This window comes from Lysobacter changpingensis (assembly GCF_017308985.1).
Classification (GTDB): domain Bacteria; phylum Pseudomonadota; class Gammaproteobacteria; order Xanthomonadales; family Xanthomonadaceae; genus Lysobacter_J; species Lysobacter_J changpingensis.
In genome coordinates this window covers 872,665-891,310 of the sequence record NZ_JADWPE010000002.1, presented here as the reverse complement: position 1 = coordinate 891,310, position 18,646 = coordinate 872,665, and the positions used below count along the sequence as shown (strand labels likewise).

Sequence of the window (18,646 nt, the reverse complement as noted above, 5' to 3'; positions counted from 1 at the left end):
GTGATGGGCGTCAGTGCTGTTCGCTTTACGGCGGGCGGCGCGGGGGCACCGCAAGGTGCGCCGGTCCTTGGCCCGGTCTGCTAACCCCGCGTCGTCCGTCACCATTTAGCAGCGGTGGCGGATTTCCTATAAGCCAAGGAATCCATCATGCCGAAGTCCGCTTTCCCGCCGCGACGCAATTACGCGCGTCGCACTGGCCGCGCGCCCTTCTTCGATCTGCCCTTCGTGTCCCACCCGGGCAAAGGCCAGCACAGCAACTGGCAGGTACCGCCCGTGCAGGACTATGCCGAGGCGTGCGGCTTGGGCCGCGAATACGCCGCACATCTTCTGCAGTACCTCAAGGACAACCCGGACTCCGTCGGTTCGAACCTGCTGGGCCACATCGCCAAGCACATCGACTTCACGGACACGTCCGTCGCGAAAGGCTGCTGGGTCGGCTTCTTCACGCATCTGGAGCGCGTGCTGCATCACGGCGCCAGTTTGATCGATGTTTTCGCGGATGTGGATGAAGTGAAGGCCCATTACGCACGCTTGGTGAGAGTGCATCCATGAACGCTATGCACGATCCGCCGCACTCCGGCTAAGTCCTGCGCGACGTCGCGGATCAACCCACCGCCGCGCGCGGATGCACGTCGCGCGCGATCTCGGCCCGGTTGGGCAGCGTCTTCAACTCATAGTCGGCCTGCAACGCCATCCAGCTGCCGGCGTCGCCGCCGAAATAGCGGGCGAGGCGCTCGGCCGTGTCCGCGGTGATGCCACGACGCTCGTTGACGATCTCGTGCAGACGCGTCGCCGGCACGTGCAGCTTCACGGCGAGCGCATTGACGCTCATCTGCAATGGCGCAAGGAATTCCTCGCGCAGGATCTCGCCCGGATGGACGGGGCGCATGCGGTTGACGGGTCGATTCATGGGGTGTCGCGGGGTCTGCATCACTCATTGAAAGTGGAAGGACGGTTAGTTCAAGGCGAAAGAATCAGCTTGCGATCAGGTCGGGATGTCGGCCTATGGTTCGGCTGCAACACGTGCCGACAACAAGAAGGAGCCGAAGGATGCCTGGTAGCAACCCGCCGCAAACTTTGAATTTCGATACGCATGGAGACCGCGTCCTGCGAAGGACGTACCGGATCGCAGTGCTGGGAACGAGGACAGAACGAGGTGGCGTTGTGGTCGCGGTCCACGACAAGATTCACGAGCTGGAGGGGCGCCTCGTCGCATGCGTAGGCGACACCGTCCGATACTCCGACGGCACTGAGTCCAGGATCTCGACAGGCATCCCCAAGGTGCTGGTCAATGATCGCCCGTTGGCGGTCGTCGGAAGCCAACTGGAGAACGGAGACACGCTGGTCGAAAGCCCGCAGAGCACCTCCGGGATCGTGGAGTTCGACGACGATGAGCTGCTCCTGGTTCCGTGCGAGATGCCCAAATGAGCGAGCGGTTCCTGTGTGTGGTGGGTGACCCCACCACCGGGGGAGGTCAGGCGCTGACGGGGGCGGCGGGGTTCGACCTCGAATGTCTCGACGGTGTTCTCAGGCCAGTCGTTCGGGTGGGGGACCCCGTGCTCTGCGGGCAATGCGGTCCCACGCAGGTCGTGTCGGGCGTTGAGGCGTTCTGGGTAAGCGGCCCCCTCGTCGCGGCGGACGGGAGTGATCTCGCCTGCGGGCACAAGCTCGTCGCAAAGCTGCAGCGCGGCTTCTCCGTTACGGACGGAACGTCCGCCCGCAGGGGGCGACTCGCGGCGGCTCGCGCCGGCATACGTAGCCCCGCCGTCTGGGGTGCGATACAGCGCCCAGTTCGTGGTCAGGGACGCGAAAGGGCGCCCGGTCGCCGACTTCCCGTATCTCATCGTCGACGGTGCGGGAAAGGAGTATCGGGGGCGCACCAACACCGCCGGCGAAACTGCGCGGCGGTACTCGTCTGTATACACCCGCTTTGAGCTCTACCCGGACGAGACGGTTGAGCAAGGTGGTAACGGACTGGAAGTGTGCAAGGAGTGCTGACGATGCCAAATACTCAACAACGTGGCGTTCCATTGGCGCAAACGACTGCTTCCGAAGATCACGCGCGACAGCAGGTAGTGAGGGCCGATGGCCGTCGAATTCAATATCATTTCATTGCTGCGCCTCTCGATTCTGGAGCGCCCGGCGGACGCGCTTCGGATCGAATCGTCACGGACAGCGCGAGTAAACTCAGGAACCTGCCATATGTCGTTACCGAGGCAGGGAACAAAGAAAGAGTGCTTCACAGAACGAGCAACGGAAAATCGTTCTCGCTTCTCGGAACCACTTACGTAACTCCGGTTATTCCTGTTCCCGATGATGTCGCCGAGGTCGAAATATAGTTGGGTAACGACGCCTACGAGGCCCGTAGGATTTCGCCGCTATTCCGTGTCACGCCAAACGCGGAAGGTTTGACGGTTGTCTATATTCATGAACTGCCGCACCTCCGCTTGAGTCGGCTCCAGGCAAGCCCCGCGACTACGGCTGCCTATCCAGTGGCGGCGCATGCTCAAACCTTCAAGAAGCCAGACGACACGCACATCGGCTACCTGACAGGCGATGTATGGAAGGACTTCTCATACGAATTCTCCATTACAGACATCTCTCGTCTCTGCGCGCCGTCCACTCTAACCCGGCCTTTCGCAGAGGATCGTGGGCGGAATCGAGTCCGCCCCGCAGCAACGAGACCAGAGTTACCGCCTACTGCAACTGGGGAAGGAAGGCCGATTCCACCATTTCCTGGACGTCACGAGGTCGTTCCACCGCCCGCGCTCCCACGTCCCGACACACAGGAAACCCTAATCATTGACGATTGGGCGGCTGTCCTCTTGCCGATATTTGAGGGGCGATATGACGGGCTGATAGGCGCCCGCCACAGTGACTGGGGCTGCCACATTGACCTTCCGATCGTGAATATCCGCCTGCGTTATCAGCAAGGTGCGTTCGCGAACGCGATCGGGGCTGGGGAGCGCATCACTGTGGCCGATGTTCTGAAGCGCACCAATCCATTGACTTATAAGGGCGTTATCGAAGCGGCCTGGAAGTCAGGCATCGACGAACTGGTACTCAGCAGCACGTGGCGCCCAATGCTTGGATCAGTGCTGCATCGCATGGGCGTGGGGCTGGATGTAGTGTTCGTTGATGACTTTGATGACCGAGATGCCCAAGGGCGGCCGATCAACCGTTTCCAGGTGAACATCGCGTCGGGCGCGAGGAGCCGACTCTATTCAACATTTGAGGCGATCGTCTTCGCAGACTCGGAAAATCTCGGTGGGTTCAAGGCGGACCCTTGGCTCAACACTGACCAGACCCATCGAAACCATCTTCACGTGTCCGCTGTTGACCCCGACGCAGATTGAGCTCGAACCCATGAAAAGCGAATTTGTTGTGGCCTTGGCTCTAGCAGTCACCCCCGTATCGGCAACCGCAGACGGAGTTAGCTCTCCCGACGCGTCGTCTGGCTCGCCTTGCCGGTCCGAAGAACTGCGGAACTTCCGATCCGTCGTTTTCGCGAAGGCTGCCGAACCCGACACGCTGTGGCGACTTTTGACCAAGGTGCTGTGCGGCTTTGATGATCCGGCGGACTCTGCCGCAGTCGTGCTGCCGTATCTCCCGCAGCCCGTGCGTTTGGTGGAGGAAACCTTCACTTCGGAAGGAAACATTGAACAAGTGGCCAGGCGTGCGCCCCCAAAGGAGGTCGTCGGCATGCTCATCCCGGCACGTGAACCAGGCTATGCCGATCTAAGGGTCCACAATAGGCAGAGCATTCGCTTACAGACCAACAACGACGTTTGCGCAATGGACATGAGTGCGGAGTTGCGCAAGAGAAAATGGGTCGTGCGCGAGGTGCGAACACAATGCGAGTAGGCGGGTTGAGGGGCGTCCGGTATCGTGGACTTCTGCTCCGGCGGGTGACGGCGGTCGTTCGGCTAGAAGTTTGACCGTATCTGCTTATGATTCAGCTACTTACGTCGATCCCCGGGCGCCTACACCTCAAGAGGACCCCCGTTCGATGAGCCGCACCTATCCCCCCGTTTCGCTGATCGGCGCGCCCACGGATGTCGGCGCTGGACACCGCGGCGCGCGGTTGGGGCCGGAGGCGCTGCGCATCGCGGGGCTTGGGGAGGCGCTCGCCAAGCGCGGCGTGGACGTGATCGATCGCGGCAATCTCGACGGTCCGCGCAATCCCTGGCAGAAGCCGGTCGAGGGCTACCGCCACCTGGCCGAGGTGGTCGCGTGGAACCGTGCGGTGATGGACGCCGTCGGCGCCGAGCTCGACGAAGGTCGCATGCCGATCCTGCTGGGCGGCGACCACTGCCTGGGCCTGGGGTCGATCACCGCCGTCGCGCGCCATTGCCGCAGGGCCGGCAAGCAGCTGCGCGTGCTGTGGCTCGATGCGCATGCGGACTTCAACACGCACGAGGTCACGCCGTCCGGCAACATCCACGGCATGCCGGTGGCGTGCCTGTGCGGGCTCGGGCCCGATGCGCTCATCAACCTCGGCGGCGACGCCCCGGCGCTGCGGCCGGACGAGATCCGCCAGATCGGCATCCGTTCGGTCGACGAAGGCGAGAAGCGCCTCGTGCAGGAATACGGCCTGGACGTGTACGACATGCGCTACATCGACGAGATCGGCATGAAGCGCGTGATGGAGGAAGCGCTGGAAGGCGTGGACGACAACACGCACCTGCACGTGAGCTTCGACGTCGATTTCCTCGATCCCAGCATCGCGCCGGGCGTGGGCACCACGGTGCCGGGCGGGCCGAACTACCGCGAGGCGCAGCTGGTGATGGAGATGATCGCCGACACCGGGTGCATGGCGTCGCTCGACATCGTCGAACTCAATCCGATCATCGACAAGCGCAACCGCACCGCGAAGCTGGCGGTGGACCTGGTGGAGAGCCTGTTCGGCAAGTCCACGCTGATGCGCGACTGAACCGGATCCGCGCATCGCGGCGGACGGCGCCCGCCGGCAGGTGCGGCGCCGTTGCCATCGTGCGATGCTTCGCGCCCATCGACCCAACGTCTCCCGGGAGAGACATATGAAGCGTTCCATCGCCACGCTGCTGCTCGTCGCCCTGTCGCTCGTCCTGCTCAACGGCTGCAACACCATGGAAGGCCTGGGCAAGGACGTGGAGAAGCTCGGCCAGAAGATCGACGAGAAGGCGAGCAACTGATCCACGCGTCGCGTGCGCTGCGAAGGCCGGCTTCTGCCGGCCTTTCTTTTTCCGGCGTTCGGCGCGGACGAAGCGGCGCCAAGCGTGCACGGGGCCATCCACCGCGCGTTCACGGTCCCTCGCGTCAGATGCAGGCGCACGCCGCAAGCGTGACCAGGAATTCCCACGAACGAGGTGACCCATGAAGCGTTTGATGGCCCTGTTGCTGCTGGCCCTGTTTTCCGTCGGCACGCTGAGCGCGTGCAACACGATCGCCGGCGCCGGCAAGGACGTGCAGAAGGCGGGCGAGAAGGTCGAGGACGCGGCGAAGTAAGCGCCGCACGGAACCGCCGAACGCATCGGAAGGGCCGGCATTCGCCGGCCTCTCCGTTGCTGGCCGAGCGCTGAATCGCGCGCTCCCACATCCACTTCGCTTTCACGCCTTCTCGCGTGTGATGCATCCACCGCACGCCGTGGCGTGCCTGGAGCCGAGGAGACTTCCATGAAGCGTTTGATGGCACTGCTGCTGCTGGCCATGTTCTCGATGGGCACCCTGAGCGCCTGCAACACCGTCGCCGGCGCCGGCAAGGACGTGCAGAGCGCGGGCGAGAAGGTCGAGAACACGGCCGAGGACTGCAAGGACGGCAAGTGCTGATGCACGAAGCGTGACGCAACCCGATTGTCGAACAAGGGGCCGGAGCGATCCGGCCCCTTGTTTTTCAGGGGTTTTGCGCAAGCCCGGTTCGAGTGCATTCACCGACATCAAACGCCGGCTAACACAATCGCGACTCCATTCGAATGGCCCGATTGCGATGCTGGCCCCGCGGTTGAAGCCGTCACTTACGACAAGAGGAATGCAACGGATGAACAAAGACATCATCGCCGGCAAGTGGACGCAGTTGAAGGGCAAGGCGCAGGCGCGTTGGGGCGACCTGACCGACGACGACTTCGATGTCGCCGAAGGCAACGCCGAATATCTCGCCGGCAAGCTGCAGGAACGCTACGGCTGGGAACGCGATCGCGCCCAGCAGGAAGTTCGCGACTTCGAGAAGACGCTGAACTGACGTAGTGAATGCGGCGCGCGCGCCGGCATCGGGGCGGCCCCCGGCTGCCACCGGCGCGCGCAACGGCACGAACGCCGCGTCGGAAAGAACAGGCCGGCCGGGAAGGAGCAGGGCGGACGCGCAAGCGGGCCGCCCTTTCTGTTGCCTGTCCTGCCGCGATCGCGGGACGGGCGGGAGCGCCCCGGGTGACGGGGCGTCCGCTGGCGTTCCGCCGGGTACACTGTGGGGCCGTTTCCCGCCGTCAGCGTTCCATGAGCCTCACCCGCGTCCTCACCGGCATCACCACCTCGGGCACCCCGCACCTGGGCAACTACGTCGGCGCGATCCGCCCCGCCGTCGCGGCCAGTCGCGATCCTGGCGTGGAGAGCTTCTACTTCCTCGCCGATTACCACGCCCTGATCAAGGTGCAGGATCCGGCGCGCGTGCAGCGCTCGACGCTGGAAATCGCCGCGACATGGCTCGCCTGCGGGCTGGAGCCGGACAAGGTGTGGTTCTACCGCCAGAGCGACGTGCCGGAAGTGCAGGAGCTGACGTGGTTCCTGACCTGCGTCGCCGGCAAGGGCATCCTCAACCGCGCGCATGCCTACAAGGCCGCGGTGGACCGGAACCGCGAGACCGGCGAGGACGACGATGCGGGCGTGAGCGCCGGGCTTTTCATGTATCCGGTGCTGATGGCGGCCGACATCCTGCTGTTCAACGCGAACCAGGTGCCGGTCGGTCGCGACCAGATCCAGCACATCGAGATGGCGCGCGATTTCGGACAGCGCTTCAACCATCTCTACGGCGAGCATTTCGCGCTGCCCGAAGCGGTGATCGACGAGAACGTCGCGACGCTCCCCGGCCTCGACGGCCGCAAGATGAGCAAGAGCTACGACAATACGATCCCGCTGTTCACGCCGCGCGAGACGTTGAGGAAGCTGATCTATTCGATCGTGACCGATTCGCGCGCGCCGGGCGAGGCGAAGGACGCCGACACCTCCAACGTGTTCCAGCTGTACCAGGCCTTCGCGTCGAACGATGAAACCGCGGCGATGCGCCGTGCCTTCGAGGACGGCATCGCGTGGGGCGAGGCGAAGCAGGCGCTGTTCGAACGCATCGATCGCGAGATCTCGCCGCTGCGCGAGAAGTACGAAGCGCTGATCGCCCGGCCTTCGCACATCGAAGCCATCCTGCGCGACGGTGCGCAACGCCTGCGCGCGCGTTACGCGCGCCCGACGCTCGACACGCTGCGCGCGGCGGTCGGCCTGCGCGACCTGTCGCAGGTGCAGGTCGGTGCGAAGACGAAAGCCGCGAAGGCCTCGCTGCCGACGTTCAAGCAGTATCGCGAAGCCGACGGGCGCTTCTACTTCAAGCTGGTCGATGGCGACCGCCTGTTGCTGCAAAGCGGCGCGTTCGACTCCGCGCGCGATGCGGGCACGCTCATCGCGAGCCTGAAGTCGGGCGCGACCGGGTTCGATGCGCTTGCCGGCCTGGCGACGCCCGCCGAGGGCGTATCGCCCGATGAAGTGCGCGAAGCGCTGGTCGCGATGATCGAAGCCGACCTGGAAAAGAGCGCGCAGAAGGCATGAACCCGTTCGTCGAACTCAACCTTGCGCTGATCCTGTTCCTGCCGTGGTTCGCGATCCTGGGCGTGCTGTACTGGATGTTCCCGCGCCAGCCGCGCACCGCCTCGCGCAAGCTGTTCGACGGCGTCGCGTTGCTGCTGGCGTTCACCGCGTTCCTGCTGAGCCTGTACTGGTCGCACGCGAACGCCGATCCGGTGTACGGCAAGATGTGGCAGCAGATCCTCGCCACCGCCGTGGGATACGGCGTGTTCCTGGCGGTGCTGACGGTGGCGTTCTTCGTGCGGCGCCGCTGGCTGCGCCGGCACACCTGATCGCGCATCACGACCAAAGCCGCATCGAGGCATCATCCGGCGCGGCCTAGACTGGGCGGACGTCCCCCCAAGGAGCGCCACGGCATGAACGACGCGCACGGCATCGTCACCATCGACACCGGATTCCAGCGGCCGGACTTCGACGCCGCCTACCTCATCGTCGAGCACGGCCGCGGCGCCTACGTCGACTGCGGCACGCAGCATTCGGTTCCGGCGATGCTCGATGCGCTGTCCTGGCAGGGCCTGCAGCCGCAGGACGTCGACTGGCTGATCCTCACGCACGTGCACCTGGACCACGCCGGCGGCGCGGGCGCGCTGATGCGCGCGCTGCCGAACGCGACGCTGGCGGTGCATCCGCGCGGCGCGCCGCACATGATCGATCCCGAACGCCTCGTCGCCGGCGCCACCGCCGTGTACGGCGAGGAGGAAATCGCGCGCAGTTATGGCGAGATCGTGCCCATCGACGCGGTGCGCGTCCGCGAGGTGCACGACGGCGAAACGCTCGACCTGGCCGGCCGTCCGCTGCTGTGCATCGACACGCCCGGCCACGCACGCCATCACCTGTGCGTGTGGGACGAACGCAGCCGCAGCTGGTTCACCGGCGACACGTTCGGCCTGTCGTACCGCGAGTTCGACAACGCGCATGGCGAGCCGTTCGTGATCCCGACGAGTTCGCCCGTGCAGTTCGAACCCGAGCCGCTGAAGCGGTCGATCCGCACGATGCTGGCGCGCGATCCGGCGGCGATGTACCTCACGCATTACGGCCGTGTCGGCGATGTGGCGCGGCTCGGCAACGATCTGATCGAGCAGATCGACGCGATGGTCGAGCTGGCACGCGACGCGGAAGGCCGGGCGGACCGGCACGAGCGCCTGGTCAGGTCGCTGGCGGCGCTGTACCTCGGGCGCGCCCGCGAGCATGGCGCGCCGGTGACGGCGGAAGAGGCCCGCGCGCTGCTGGCCATCGACATCGAGCTCAACGCGCAGGGCCTGGAGGTCTGGCTGGCGCGCGAGGCCGCGGTCCGCCGCCCTGTTCAGGTTCGCTGACCTGCCGCGTCGCTGAACGGAGTGCGGGCAGCCGCGCAGGTTGTGGGCTGCATCACGAGTCGGGCGGCGGGCCGGGAGTAGCCTTAGCGACCTTTTTGGCCCCGCCCATGTCCGCCCTGCGCTCCCTTCCTCCGCCACCGCCCGACGAGGCGCGCCGCCAGGCCGCGCTGGACGCGTATGCGGTGGTGGATTCGGTGCCGGAGCAGTCGTACGACGACATCGTGCGGCTGGCGATCACGCTATGCGACGTGCCCGCGGCGGCGATCTCGCTGATCGACCACGATCGCCAGTGGTTCAAGGCCCAGATCGGCCTGGACACGCGCGAGACCGCGCGCAGCGAGGCGATCTGCGATCGCGTCATCCGCCATCCCGACCGCACGCTCGTGGTCGAGGACCTGCTCGAACATCCGGAACTGCCGCGTCCGGCGATGCGCGTGGATGGCGACCCGCTGCGCTTCTACGCCGGCGTGCCGCTGCTCAGTCCCGACGGCCAGCCGCTCGGCGCGGTGTGCGTGCTCGACAGCAGGCCGCGCACGCTCACCGACGCGCAGCGCGAAGGCCTGGAAGTGCTGGCGCGACAAACGCAGCACCTGCTCGAACTGCGTCGCTACGCGATGGAGCAGCGGCGCCTGCTCAGCGAGCGCGAGGCCTTCGCGCAGCGCCTGGAAGACGCGCGCGCCGACCTCCAGCGCCGCAACGACCTGCTCGAACACAGCGCCACGCACGACGCGCTGACCGGCCTGCTCAACCGTGCCGCGCTCGCCCAGCTGCGCGACAACGTCGAGGCGATGCGCCAGCTGCAGCAGGCGCCGTACACGCTGATGCTGCTCGACGTGGACCACTTCAAGGACGTCAACGACCGGCACGGCCACCTGCTCGGCGATCGCGCGCTGCGCGCCGTGGCCGACGCGGTGGCGGCGTCGATCCGCGACCACGACGTCGCGGTGCGTTATGGCGGCGAGGAATTCCTGATCCTGTTGCCCGACACGCGACTCGCGCAGGCCACGCAGGTGGCCGAACGCATCCGCCAGCGCATCGCCGTCGCGCCGCTGCCGTTCACGCTGACGGTGTCGATCGGCGTGGCGGCGGGCGAGCCGACGCGCGACTGGTCGGAGCAGGTGTTCGACCGCGCGGACCAGGCGTTGTATCGGGCGAAGGCGGGCGGACGCAATCGAGTGGTGGTGGACGATACGCCGGTGCACGATTGAGCGAAGCGTCGCATGGCGTTGTTTCGCGCTGCGCGCACTCACCATCCAGGCGGCCTTGCGGGCTCACGTCCATTCGTTAGGCGGAGACCGCTTCTCCGGTTCCTTCATCCGCACCACGCAGAACCGCTGTCCCGTCGGCGCTTCCATCACCCACCAGCGCTTCACGAACGCGACCTTCTTCGCGCCGAGCTTCTCGAGGCGTTCGGCTTCGGCATCGATGTCGTCGGCTTCGATGTCCAGATGCACGCGCGAAGGGTGATCGACCTTCTGCACCTCGATGTACAGGTCGCCCGGTGTGTCGCCGAAGTACTGGTATTCGGCCGTGTCGTCGCCGGCGTTGCGGTCGGCGATGGTGACGCCCAGCGCCTGCGCCCAGAAATCGGCGGCGGCGTCGAGGTCATCGGTCTTGCAGTCGATGATGAAACCGGCAAGGCGGCTGCGATGGGCCATGGCAACACTCCCGTTCGGATGGCAGTGGTTGCAGGTTGTACCGCAGCTGCTGACAACCTGGTGTCAGCAGCTTTCACGTGCAGTCGATGTCGCTCTCGTAGCCCGGGGAAGCGGAGCGCACCGGGAGCTTCGCCGAGGTGCATCCCGGGCGCGGCATCGCATGCCCGGGCTACGAATGCCGGTGATTACTGCGGCAACGCCATGTCGTCCAGCAGCGCCTTCAGGAAGCGCGCCGCTTCGCCGCCCGTGCAGGCGCGGTGGTCGAACGTCAGCGAGATCGGCATGCGGCGATGCACTTCGATGCCGCCCATCACCGCGACCACGTCGTGGCTGAGCTTGCCCGCGCCAATGATCGCCACGCACGGCGGCACCACGACCGGCGTCGCGTAGCGGCCGGCGAACATGCCGAAGTTCGACAGCGAGATCGTGTAGCCGCTCAGTTCGGTCGCCGGAATCGTGCGGTCCTCGACCTGCGCACGCAGGCGCTGGATGGCGCCGCGCACGCCGGCGCCGTCGAGCATGTCGGCGTTGCGCAGCGCCGGGACGAACAGGCCGTCCTCGGTATCCACGGCGATGCCGATGTCCACGTGCGGATGCAACGTGCGCGTCAGCGTTTCGCCGTCGAACCAGGCGTTGAGCGCCGGCACGGTCTTGCAGGCGGCGACGATCGCGCGCACCAGGCGCGCGGTGATGTCCTGCTTGCCGAGCCATGCGTGCAGGTCGGCGTCGTCGCACAGCGTGGTCGGCACGACCTTCGCGTGCGCGTCGGCCATCACGCGCGCCATGTTGCGACGCACGCCCTTGAGCTGTTCCGGCTGGCCGCTGGCGGAGACACCCGGCGGCTGCGTGCGCATCGGCTTGCCGCCCTGAGAGAGCGTGCTGCGCGACGGTGTCGTCGCCCCTGCCGTTTGCGGGATCGCGCTGGGGTGAGGGCGGGACGGCGGCAGGTCGGCGCCGCCGGTGCCTTTCACCCGGGCGGACGGGGCGATGCCCGAAGCCGAACCATCGGCCGCCGCGCGCTTCACGTCATCCATCGTCACCACGCCATCGGCGCCCGACGCGCGAACGCGCGCGATGTCCACGCCGAGTTTGCGCGCCATCGCGCGCACGGCGGGCATCGCCTTCACGCCGCCGACCGCGACGGCCTGTTCGCTGCGCACCGCGTCGGAGCTCTGCATCGCGCCGACGACCGTGCCCGAATCCGCGCGCGCTTCGCCCTTGGGGGCTGCCTCGCCCGCATCGCTGATCACGCCGCCTTCGTCGGACGCGACCACCTTGTCGCCGTCTTCCGGCGCATGGCTGCCCGCGCCGTGGTGATGGCCGGTGTCCTGGCCTTCGGCGCGCTGCGGCATCGACGGGTCGATCTCGAACTCGGCCAGCATCTTGCCGGTGACGATCACGTCGCCCGCGGCGCCCGCCAACTTGATCACCTTGCCCGACACGGGCGAGGGCACGTCGACCACCGCCTTCGCGGTTTCCATCGACACCAGGTTGTCGTCGAGGCGGATCGTGTCGCCTTCCTTCACGTACCACTCGACGATCGTCGCGTCGGGCAGGCCCTCGCCGAGGTCGGGGAGCAGGAAGGTCTTCTTCGTGTTGGCCATACGGTCGTTGTCTCGTTGGAGTGCGGTGATGGCCCTCGCGCGGCGCGCGGCGGGCCGTGTCTTTCAATGGCGGAACGTGGAAAGCGCGGCGACGGCGGTCATGCGTCCTCGCCTTCGTCGTCGTCGAGCAGTTCGAGCGCGCGCGCCGGAATCCAGCCCTGGTGGCCGAGCGCGTTCTCGGCCCACCACCAGTTCGCCAGCTCGTAGTGCAGCGTCAGCACTTCGTCGGCCTGCGCGTCGAGCTCGCGCGTGTCGTAGTCCTGCAGCGCGGTGGCCGGGCCCTGGTCGCGATCGAACAACCGCGCCGGAACCCAGCCCTCGTGCCCTTCGGCGATCGTGGTCCACACGAACTCCGGCCAGTCGGTGTCGCGCTCGCCAAGGTGCACGGCGTCGCCGCGCGCGAGCCGGATCGGCGGGCGATCCGGCGCGCTGTGCGAGACGACGACGCGTGCGTGGCGCATGCGCTCAGCTCGCCGCCAGCGTGCGCCTGGCCGCCGCGACGATGCGGTCGACGCTCGGCAGGTACTTCATTTCCAGGCGGAACAGCGGGATGTGCGTGTCGTAGCCGGTCACGCGTTCCACCGGCGCGAGCAGGTCGAACATCGATTCCTCGGCCAGGCGCGCGGCGATTTCCGCGCCGAAACCGGCGGTCTTCGGTGCTTCGTGCACGATCACGCAACGCCCGGTTCGGCTGACCGATTCGGCGATGGTGTCGAAGTCGAGCGGACGCAGCGTGGCGACGTCGATGACTTCGGCGCTGATGCCTTCGGCTGCCAGTTTTTCCGCTGCTTCCAGCGCTTCCTTCACCTGCGCGCCCCACGTCACCAGCGTCACGTCGGTGCCGTCGCGCAGCACGTAGCACACGTCCAGCGGCAGCGCTTCGCCGTCGTCGGGCACGACTTCCTTGTACTGGCGGTAGATGCGCTTGGGCTCCATGAAGATCACCGGATCCGGATCGCGGATCGCGGCGAGCAGCAGGCCGTAGGCGCGCGCGGGCGAGGACGGCATCACCACGCGCAGGCCGGGCACGTTGGTGAAGATCGCTTCGTTCGCTTCGGAGTGATGCTCCGGCGCGCGGATGCCGCCGCCCCACGGCACGCGCAGCACCATCGGGCAGGTAAGGCGACCGCGCGTGCGGTAACGGAAGCGCGCGGCGTGGCAGATGATGTGGTCGACCATCGGGTACACGAAGCCGTCGAACTGCGATTCGGCGACCGGCTTCATGCCCTGCGACGCAAGGCCGACGGTGAGGCCGGCGATCGTGGTTTCGTCGAGCGGTGTGTCGAGCACGCGCTCCGGACCGAACTGCTGCTGCAGGCCGGCGGTGGCGCGGAACACGCCGCCGTTGACGCCGACGTCCTCGCCGAGCACCAGCACCTTCTCGTCGGCGCGCATCTCGTAGGCGAGCGCCTGCGTGATGGCTTCGATCAGCGTGATCGCCGTCGGCGTCGCGGCCTTCGCGGCGTCGATTTTCTTCTTGTCCTCGGCGTTCATCAGCGGCCCTCCTGTGCGAGCGCGAAGGCGCGTTGCGCCAGCAGGTCCGGCGGCGGATCGGCATAGAGGTAATCGAACATCGCCTCGACCGGCTGCACCGGCGTTTCCAGGTAGGCGTTGATCTCGACGTCGACCTTCGCCGCGCACTCGTCGGCCCAGGCTTTCTCTTCCGCCTCGCTCCACACGCCCTGCGCGGAGAGGTAGGCACGCAGGCGCGCGATCGGTTCGCGCGTCCAGGCGTCCTTCACTTCGCTTTCGTCGCGATAACGGCGCGCGTCGTCGGCGGTGGTGTGGTCGTGCAGGCGATAGGTCATGAACTCGATCACGCTGCCGCCTTCGCCGCTGCGTGCGCGTTCGCTCGCGCGGCGCATGCCTTCGAGCACGGCGATGAGGTCGTTGCCGTCCACCTGCAGGCAATGCAGGCCGCCGGCCAGGCCCTTCTGCGCGAGCGTCTTCGCGCCGGTCTGCGCCGAACGCGGGACGGAGATCGCCCAGCCGTTGTTCACCACGCACAGGATCAGCGGCAGCTGGTAAGCACCGGCGGAATTGAGCGCGGCGTAGAAGTCGGTCTTCGACGAACCGCCGTCGCCGCAGCACGCCACGGCGAGCAGCGATTGCTTCATCAGCTTGAACTTCAGCGCGGCGCCGGCGGCGTGCAGGCACTGCGTGGAGATCGGCACGCACCAGGCGTAATCCTGCTTCGGGCCGGAGAAGTCGTTGCCGCGTTCGTCGCCGCCCCAGTACAGCAGCACTTCGCGCGGCAGTACGCCGCGCATGAACTGCGCGCCGTACTCGCGATAGCTCGGCGCGAACACGTCGTCGGGCTGCATGGAAGCGCCAATGCCGACGTGCGTGGCTTCATGGCCCAGGCAGCTGGCGTAGGTGCCGAGCTTGCCGGTGCGTTGCAGCGCGATGGCCTTCGCGTCGAAGGTGCGCACGAACAGCATCTGCTTGAACAGCGGCAGCAACGCCTTGGGATCGCGGAATGCGGAAGGAAGTTCGGCGACGGGCTTGCCGTCCGGGCCGAGGTATTGCAGGTATTCGATTTCGAAGGTCGCGGCGACCGTCATCGCGGGAGTCCTGACTGGGTGTCGGGTGACAGGGAGCCGAAACGGCCGCGTCCCGGATCCAGTGCCGGCAGGGACCGTTCGGAGGGCTGGGCCGGGGCGCGCCCGACCTGGCTCCGAGGCGCGCAGGCGGCCGGGAAACCGGGCCGTAGCAACGCGCTGTTGGACGCGATGATACCCAAGCCCGCGTCAAGGCCCGTTGCGCGGTGCGGCATGCAACTTTGCGGAAAAGACGCTAGATGGCGCCGGACGCGTCGGTATGGAGCGCGGCTGAATGCGCGCCGGAAAGCGGAAAGGGCGCGGGATGCCGCGCCCTTCCGGCCGATCGTCCGGGTTCTCAGCGCCGGATCGCCACGCGCAGCGTGTCCGTATTGTCGGACGCGTCGGGATCGGGCGTCACCGATTCGACGTGCGCGTTGAACTCCAGCTGCGTGCCGTTGGCCGGACGGTTCGGCACCACGATCGCGAAGGCGAACCACTGCACGCCCTGGCCGATGCTGCCGCCGTGCGTGCACTGCGCGCGGAAGCCGGCGACGGTCGCGGTGCGCGCGCAACTCCAGCCGGACGGCGCGGCGATCGCGGCGGCCGACGCCGCGACGTTGCCGTCGATCGACAGCGTCGGTTGCGCGGCCGCGTCCGGACCGGCGTTGCGCACCGGCACGAGGAAGGTCGCGATGGCGCCACGGCGCACGGGCAGCGCGCCGCCTTCGATCCGCACCGACAGGTCGGCCGCGGTCACCACGGTGACGCTCGCGGTGGCGTCGTTGTCTGCGTTGACCGGATCGCGCGTCTGCGAACGCGCAGCCACGGCCATGCGAACGACGGTGCCGTTCGGCAGCGACGGCATCGGCGTGAGCAGCGTGAATGTCGCCTGCGCCGTCGATGCGAACGAGCCGATCGTGCAGGCCACCGTCGTCGTCGCGGCGTCGTGCACCGGCGCGGCGCACCTCCAGCCGGGGGGCGCGGTGATGGACGGCGTCACATCGGCATCGAAGGCGAATGCGACGGCGGTGCCTTCCGCCGCATCCGGGCCGGCGTTGCGCACGTTGGCGCTCCACGTCGCGGTTTCGCCCGCACGCAGCGTCGACGGCGTCGCCGACGCGCTGGCCGACAGGTTCGCGCTGCGGAAATCCGGCACGCGGATCGAGACGCGCACCGGATCGTGGTCGGACACGCGCAGCGGCAGCGAGGCATCGGCGTAATGATCGACGGCGAAGCCGGCGTTGATGCGCGCGTGTTCGACGGTGACGGCGGACGCGCCCATCACCACCGCTTCGTTCACCAGTGCATGGTCGAGCGTCTGCGCGCTGCCACCGAACACGTAGGACCAGCGCTGCGCGGGATCGGCGATGAGTTCCGAGCCGTCGATCAGCGGCGTCGTCACCGGGCTGTCGACGTAGGTCAGCACCTGGTCCTCCGGCGCTTCGGTGCCCTTGATGACACCGAGCACGTCGACGTAGCCGTCGTTGAACTCGAACGCGTTGAAGTCGCCGACCAGCACGATCTTCTCGTCTGGATTCGTCGCCTGCATCTGCTGCACCAGGCCGGCGAGATACGCCGCCTGCGCGCCGCGCTTGGCGCGAACACGCGCGCCGTCGGTGCTCCAGCCGTTGCTGCCGGGCGCGACCGAGTCGATGTCGTTGAGCGAGCGCAGGTGGTTGACGATCACGGTCACCGGATACGTAGCGCCATTGTCGTGATGCACGGAGGCGCGCAGCAGCAGCGGCGGGCGATCGTTGAGCAGGCTGGTGCTGCCGTCGGGATTGGCGAGCGTCGCGTCCTTGCCGAACTGCACGACTTCGTGCACCTCGACGCGCGACACGCCGGCGTCGACCGCCCGCGTGGACACCAGGAAACCGACGTTGATGCCGCCCACATCGTTGCCCTGCGACAGATACGGCACGTATTGCGGCGCGCTCGCGCAGTTCGCGTTGATGCGATCGGCGAGCAGGCCCAGCACGCGCAGGTTCTCGACTTCGACCACACCGAGGATGTCGGGCGCCTTGAGGTAATCGCAGATCGCGCCGGCGGTCTTGGTCAGGCGTTTGTCGAGCGCTTCGGGCTTGATCGTCGGCGCGCCGTTGTTGTCGTCGATCTCGTCGAAGAAGCGCAACAGGTTGAAGCCGCCGATGGTGACTTCATCCGGGCCCGCATCGTTCACTGCCTGCGGAAGACCGCCGCCGGTGGCGGTGGGCGGCGTCCCGGTGTCGGGCAGCAACGCCCAGGTGCCGCCGAAGTAGTCGAGCACGCCGAACAGGCCCGCGACCTGCGCGCCGGTATCGACCGACAGCGGGAACGCGCCGACCTGGCCGCGGCTGCGGATCATCAGGCGTTCCTGGTTGGTGTCGAACAGCGGAGGGTCCTTGCCCGGGGGCAGCGTCGCGAGCGCGGCGTCCATCACGCCGATGCCGGGTTCGCGGAACGGCGTGGGCACGTCGGGCAGCGTCACGTAGAACACGCCGTCGCTGCTCGCGGTGGCGTCGTCCTCGTCGATGCGGCCTTCGGACGGGCCCACGACGACCGCGTTGCCGACGCTCACGCGCATGCCTTCCAGGCGTTCGAGCGTGCCCGGCGTGGCGTTCGGCGACAGATCGGCGGACGTGAGTTCGACCGGCGCGGGCAGGGCGAGGCCGGCTTCCAGCAACTCGACCGTCGGTCCGGTGATTTCGGTGATGGTGAGCTGGTTGACGTTGGAGGCCGGGACGAATTCCTCGACCTTGCCCGTCACGCGCACGCGGTTGCCGACGGCGGCGCTGGCGGGCGGCGCGGAACTGGTGAACACGAACACGCCGTTCGACGTGGCCGCATCGCCGTCGTCGTTCGCGGCCTGCAGGAAGAAGCCGTTGTTGAACTTCAACGCCGTGACGATGCCTTCTGTCACCACGCGCTCGCCTTCATGCGGCGAACGCAGCGCGCTGCCCTGGATCTGTCCGATCGTGCGCGGCGTCGCGGGTTCGGGTTCCGGCGTGGTCGATCCGCTGTTGCGCGGCGTGGGCGCGCCGGCGGTGAAGTCGGCGTTGTTGTTGTCGGTGTCGGTCGCGCCGTTGTCGTTGCGCAGCGCCGCGGTGGCGGCGCTGAGCGTCGGCGCCGCACCGGCGCCTTCGAAGAAGTTCGCGCTGCCGTATCCGACGAGGTCGGCGATCAGCGCGCGCTGCTCGGCCGAGCACGGCGCGCTGCCGCCGTTGCAGGCGAGTGCGGCGGACTGGCGCACGAGAACGACCTTGCCCGCGCTGGCGGACATCGCCGCGGGGCCGGTGGCATCGGGTGCCGGCAGCGGCGCGCCGGCCGACCCGCCGCTCATCGCGACGAGGAAGTACTTGCCCGGCTGCACCGTGACGGACGGCAGCACGGCGACGCCGCTGAAGTTGCCGGTGCCGGTCGCGCTGGCGTACTGCACCGACATGCCGGCGAGCGAGACGGGCGCCGTGCCGCGGTTGTGGAGCTCGACGTAATCGTTGGCGTAGACGGCCGTGCCGCCACCGCCGCCGCCGTACACCTGGCTGATGACGACCTGCGCATGCGCGCCGCCGGCGAGGGCGAGCAGCGATGCGAAGGCGAACAACGCGACCGCCCGGCGGCCCCTGACCCTGTCCATAGACTTCCCCGTTGTCGCGCCGCCCTGGCGGGCGGGCACTGAGAGTGAGCACCCGGTCCGCCAACGCCACTGTCGCGGACCGGCCGAGTCT

Annotated in this window: 21 protein-coding genes; 14 read left to right on the top strand and 7 right to left on the bottom strand. The window is 67.4% G+C overall.

Annotated elements, in window-relative coordinates:
• Positions 1–147: 147 nt before the first annotated feature.
• On the top strand, positions 148–552 hold the full coding sequence (locus I4U41_RS05780; protein ID WP_206860139.1) for a hypothetical protein: 405 nt from the start codon (positions 148–150) through the stop codon (positions 550–552).
• A gap of 52 nt (positions 553–604) precedes the next feature.
• On the opposite strand, the gene I4U41_RS05775 is transcribed toward I4U41_RS05780, so the two are convergent.
• A complete protein-coding gene (locus I4U41_RS05775) occupies positions 605–910 on the bottom strand; it encodes a HigA family addiction module antitoxin (protein ID WP_206860138.1) in 306 nt (101 codons plus the stop codon).
• Positions 911–1,050: 140 nt separating this feature from the next.
• Between I4U41_RS05775 and I4U41_RS05770 the strand changes: the two genes are divergently transcribed.
• From I4U41_RS05770 to I4U41_RS05710, 13 genes are all read left to right on the top strand, one after another.
• Positions 1,051–1,428: a PAAR domain-containing protein gene (locus tag I4U41_RS05770; protein WP_206860137.1), complete on the top strand. Its 378-nt coding sequence runs from the start codon at positions 1,051–1,053 to the stop codon at positions 1,426–1,428.
• Complete coding sequence (locus I4U41_RS05765) at positions 1,425–1,934, top strand: PAAR domain-containing protein (protein WP_206860136.1); 510 nt, start codon at positions 1,425–1,427, stop codon at positions 1,932–1,934. The genes I4U41_RS05770 and I4U41_RS05765 overlap by 4 nt, the downstream gene beginning before the upstream one ends.
• A 972-nt stretch (positions 1,935–2,906) precedes the next feature.
• On the top strand, positions 2,907–3,356 hold the full coding sequence (locus I4U41_RS05760; protein ID WP_206860135.1) for a hypothetical protein: 450 nt from the start codon (positions 2,907–2,909) through the stop codon (positions 3,354–3,356).
• Positions 3,337–3,864, top strand: a complete 528-nt coding sequence (locus I4U41_RS05755; protein WP_206860134.1) for a hypothetical protein — start codon at positions 3,337–3,339, stop codon at positions 3,862–3,864. The genes I4U41_RS05760 and I4U41_RS05755 overlap by 20 nt, the downstream gene beginning before the upstream one ends.
• Positions 3,865–4,009: 145 nt before the next feature.
• Positions 4,010–4,933 (top strand): arginase, encoded by a 924-nt coding sequence (gene rocF / locus I4U41_RS05750; protein WP_206860133.1) that lies wholly within the window; start codon positions 4,010–4,012, stop codon positions 4,931–4,933.
• Between the two features lie 106 nt (positions 4,934–5,039).
• Entirely contained in the window at positions 5,040–5,174 is a 135-nt protein-coding gene (locus I4U41_RS05745) for an entericidin A/B family lipoprotein (RefSeq protein ID WP_206860132.1), read from the top strand.
• Between the two features lie 181 nt (positions 5,175–5,355).
• Positions 5,356–5,487: an entericidin A/B family lipoprotein gene (locus I4U41_RS05740; protein WP_206860131.1), complete on the top strand. Its 132-nt coding sequence runs from the start codon at positions 5,356–5,358 to the stop codon at positions 5,485–5,487.
• 168 nt (positions 5,488–5,655) lie between these two features.
• Positions 5,656–5,808 (top strand): entericidin A/B family lipoprotein, encoded by a 153-nt coding sequence (locus I4U41_RS05735; protein ID WP_206860130.1) that lies wholly within the window; start codon positions 5,656–5,658, stop codon positions 5,806–5,808.
• Between the two features lie 208 nt (positions 5,809–6,016).
• The gene (locus I4U41_RS05730) at positions 6,017–6,217 is read left to right on the top strand and encodes a CsbD family protein (protein ID WP_206860129.1); all 201 of its coding nucleotides are present in this window, start codon (positions 6,017–6,019) and stop codon (positions 6,215–6,217) included.
• An 8-nt stretch (positions 6,218–6,225) separates the two neighbouring features.
• The gene (locus tag I4U41_RS05725; protein ID WP_425492494.1) at positions 6,226–7,785 is read left to right on the top strand and encodes a tryptophan--tRNA ligase; all 1,560 of its coding nucleotides are present in this window, start codon (positions 6,226–6,228) and stop codon (positions 7,783–7,785) included.
• Positions 7,782–8,093: a hypothetical protein gene (locus I4U41_RS05720; protein ID WP_206860127.1), complete on the top strand. Its 312-nt coding sequence runs from the start codon at positions 7,782–7,784 to the stop codon at positions 8,091–8,093. Before I4U41_RS05725 ends, I4U41_RS05720 begins: the two co-directional genes overlap by 4 nt.
• A gap of 84 nt (positions 8,094–8,177) precedes the next feature.
• A complete protein-coding gene (locus I4U41_RS05715) occupies positions 8,178–9,137 on the top strand; it encodes an MBL fold metallo-hydrolase (protein WP_206860126.1) in 960 nt (319 codons plus the stop codon).
• Positions 9,138–9,244: 107 nt separating this feature from the next.
• A complete protein-coding gene (locus I4U41_RS05710; RefSeq protein WP_206860125.1) occupies positions 9,245–10,345 on the top strand; it encodes a GGDEF domain-containing protein in 1,101 nt (366 codons plus the stop codon).
• Between the two features lie 63 nt (positions 10,346–10,408).
• On the opposite strand, the gene I4U41_RS05705 is transcribed toward I4U41_RS05710, so the two are convergent.
• The 6 genes from I4U41_RS05705 to I4U41_RS05680 form a co-directional block, all read right to left on the bottom strand.
• On the bottom strand, positions 10,409–10,795 hold the full coding sequence (locus I4U41_RS05705; RefSeq protein WP_206860124.1) for a VOC family protein: 387 nt from the start codon (positions 10,793–10,795) through the stop codon (positions 10,409–10,411).
• 185 nt (positions 10,796–10,980) lie between these two features.
• Positions 10,981–12,399 (bottom strand): dihydrolipoamide acetyltransferase family protein, encoded by a 1,419-nt coding sequence (locus tag I4U41_RS05700; protein WP_206860123.1) that lies wholly within the window; start codon positions 12,397–12,399, stop codon positions 10,981–10,983.
• 98 nt (positions 12,400–12,497) lie between these two features.
• The gene (locus I4U41_RS05695; protein WP_206860122.1) at positions 12,498–12,860 is read right to left on the bottom strand and encodes an SH3 domain-containing protein; all 363 of its coding nucleotides are present in this window, start codon (positions 12,858–12,860) and stop codon (positions 12,498–12,500) included.
• 4 nt (positions 12,861–12,864) lie between these two features.
• On the bottom strand, positions 12,865–13,893 hold the full coding sequence (locus tag I4U41_RS05690; RefSeq protein ID WP_206860121.1) for an alpha-ketoacid dehydrogenase subunit beta: 1,029 nt from the start codon (positions 13,891–13,893) through the stop codon (positions 12,865–12,867).
• Positions 13,893–14,963, bottom strand: a complete 1,071-nt coding sequence (gene pdhA, locus I4U41_RS05685) for a pyruvate dehydrogenase (acetyl-transferring) E1 component subunit alpha (protein ID WP_206860120.1) — start codon at positions 14,961–14,963, stop codon at positions 13,893–13,895. Before pdhA ends, I4U41_RS05690 begins: the two co-directional genes overlap by 1 nt.
• A gap of 334 nt (positions 14,964–15,297) precedes the next feature.
• A complete protein-coding gene (locus I4U41_RS05680) occupies positions 15,298–18,555 on the bottom strand; it encodes a lamin tail domain-containing protein (RefSeq protein WP_206860119.1) in 3,258 nt (1,085 codons plus the stop codon).
• Positions 18,556–18,646: the final 91 nt, after the last annotated feature.

What these genes read in the sequence shown, in the direction of transcription:
- I4U41_RS05780 (WP_206860139.1), top strand. Translation starts at nt 148, where the DNA reads ATGCCGAAGTCCGCTTTCCCGCCGCGACGCAATTACGCGCGTCGCACT.
- I4U41_RS05775 (WP_206860138.1), bottom strand. Translation starts at nt 910, where the DNA reads ATGAATCGACCCGTCAACCGCATGCGCCCCGTCCATCCGGGCGAGATC.
- I4U41_RS05770 (WP_206860137.1), top strand. Translation starts at nt 1,051, where the DNA reads ATGCCTGGTAGCAACCCGCCGCAAACTTTGAATTTCGATACGCATGGA.
- I4U41_RS05765 (WP_206860136.1), top strand. Translation starts at nt 1,425, where the DNA reads ATGAGCGAGCGGTTCCTGTGTGTGGTGGGTGACCCCACCACCGGGGGA.
- rocF (WP_206860133.1), top strand. Translation starts at nt 4,010, where the DNA reads ATGAGCCGCACCTATCCCCCCGTTTCGCTGATCGGCGCGCCCACGGAT.
- I4U41_RS05745 (WP_206860132.1), top strand. Translation starts at nt 5,040, where the DNA reads ATGAAGCGTTCCATCGCCACGCTGCTGCTCGTCGCCCTGTCGCTCGTC.
- I4U41_RS05740 (WP_206860131.1), top strand. Translation starts at nt 5,356, where the DNA reads ATGAAGCGTTTGATGGCCCTGTTGCTGCTGGCCCTGTTTTCCGTCGGC.
- I4U41_RS05735 (WP_206860130.1), top strand. Translation starts at nt 5,656, where the DNA reads ATGAAGCGTTTGATGGCACTGCTGCTGCTGGCCATGTTCTCGATGGGC.
- I4U41_RS05730 (WP_206860129.1), top strand. Translation starts at nt 6,017, where the DNA reads ATGAACAAAGACATCATCGCCGGCAAGTGGACGCAGTTGAAGGGCAAG.
- I4U41_RS05725 (WP_425492494.1), top strand. Translation starts at nt 6,226, where the DNA reads ATGCGGCGCGCGCGCCGGCATCGGGGCGGCCCCCGGCTGCCACCGGCG.
- I4U41_RS05720 (WP_206860127.1), top strand. Translation starts at nt 7,782, where the DNA reads ATGAACCCGTTCGTCGAACTCAACCTTGCGCTGATCCTGTTCCTGCCG.
- I4U41_RS05715 (WP_206860126.1), top strand. Translation starts at nt 8,178, where the DNA reads ATGAACGACGCGCACGGCATCGTCACCATCGACACCGGATTCCAGCGG.
- I4U41_RS05710 (WP_206860125.1), top strand. Translation starts at nt 9,245, where the DNA reads ATGTCCGCCCTGCGCTCCCTTCCTCCGCCACCGCCCGACGAGGCGCGC.
- I4U41_RS05705 (WP_206860124.1), bottom strand. Translation starts at nt 10,795, where the DNA reads ATGGCCCATCGCAGCCGCCTTGCCGGTTTCATCATCGACTGCAAGACC.
- I4U41_RS05700 (WP_206860123.1), bottom strand. Translation starts at nt 12,399, where the DNA reads ATGGCCAACACGAAGAAGACCTTCCTGCTCCCCGACCTCGGCGAGGGC.
- I4U41_RS05695 (WP_206860122.1), bottom strand. Translation starts at nt 12,860, where the DNA reads ATGCGCCACGCACGCGTCGTCGTCTCGCACAGCGCGCCGGATCGCCCG.
- I4U41_RS05690 (WP_206860121.1), bottom strand. Translation starts at nt 13,893, where the DNA reads ATGAACGCCGAGGACAAGAAGAAAATCGACGCCGCGAAGGCCGCGACG.
- pdhA (WP_206860120.1), bottom strand. Translation starts at nt 14,963, where the DNA reads ATGACGGTCGCCGCGACCTTCGAAATCGAATACCTGCAATACCTCGGC.
- I4U41_RS05680 (WP_206860119.1), bottom strand. Translation starts at nt 18,555, where the DNA reads ATGGACAGGGTCAGGGGCCGCCGGGCGGTCGCGTTGTTCGCCTTCGCA.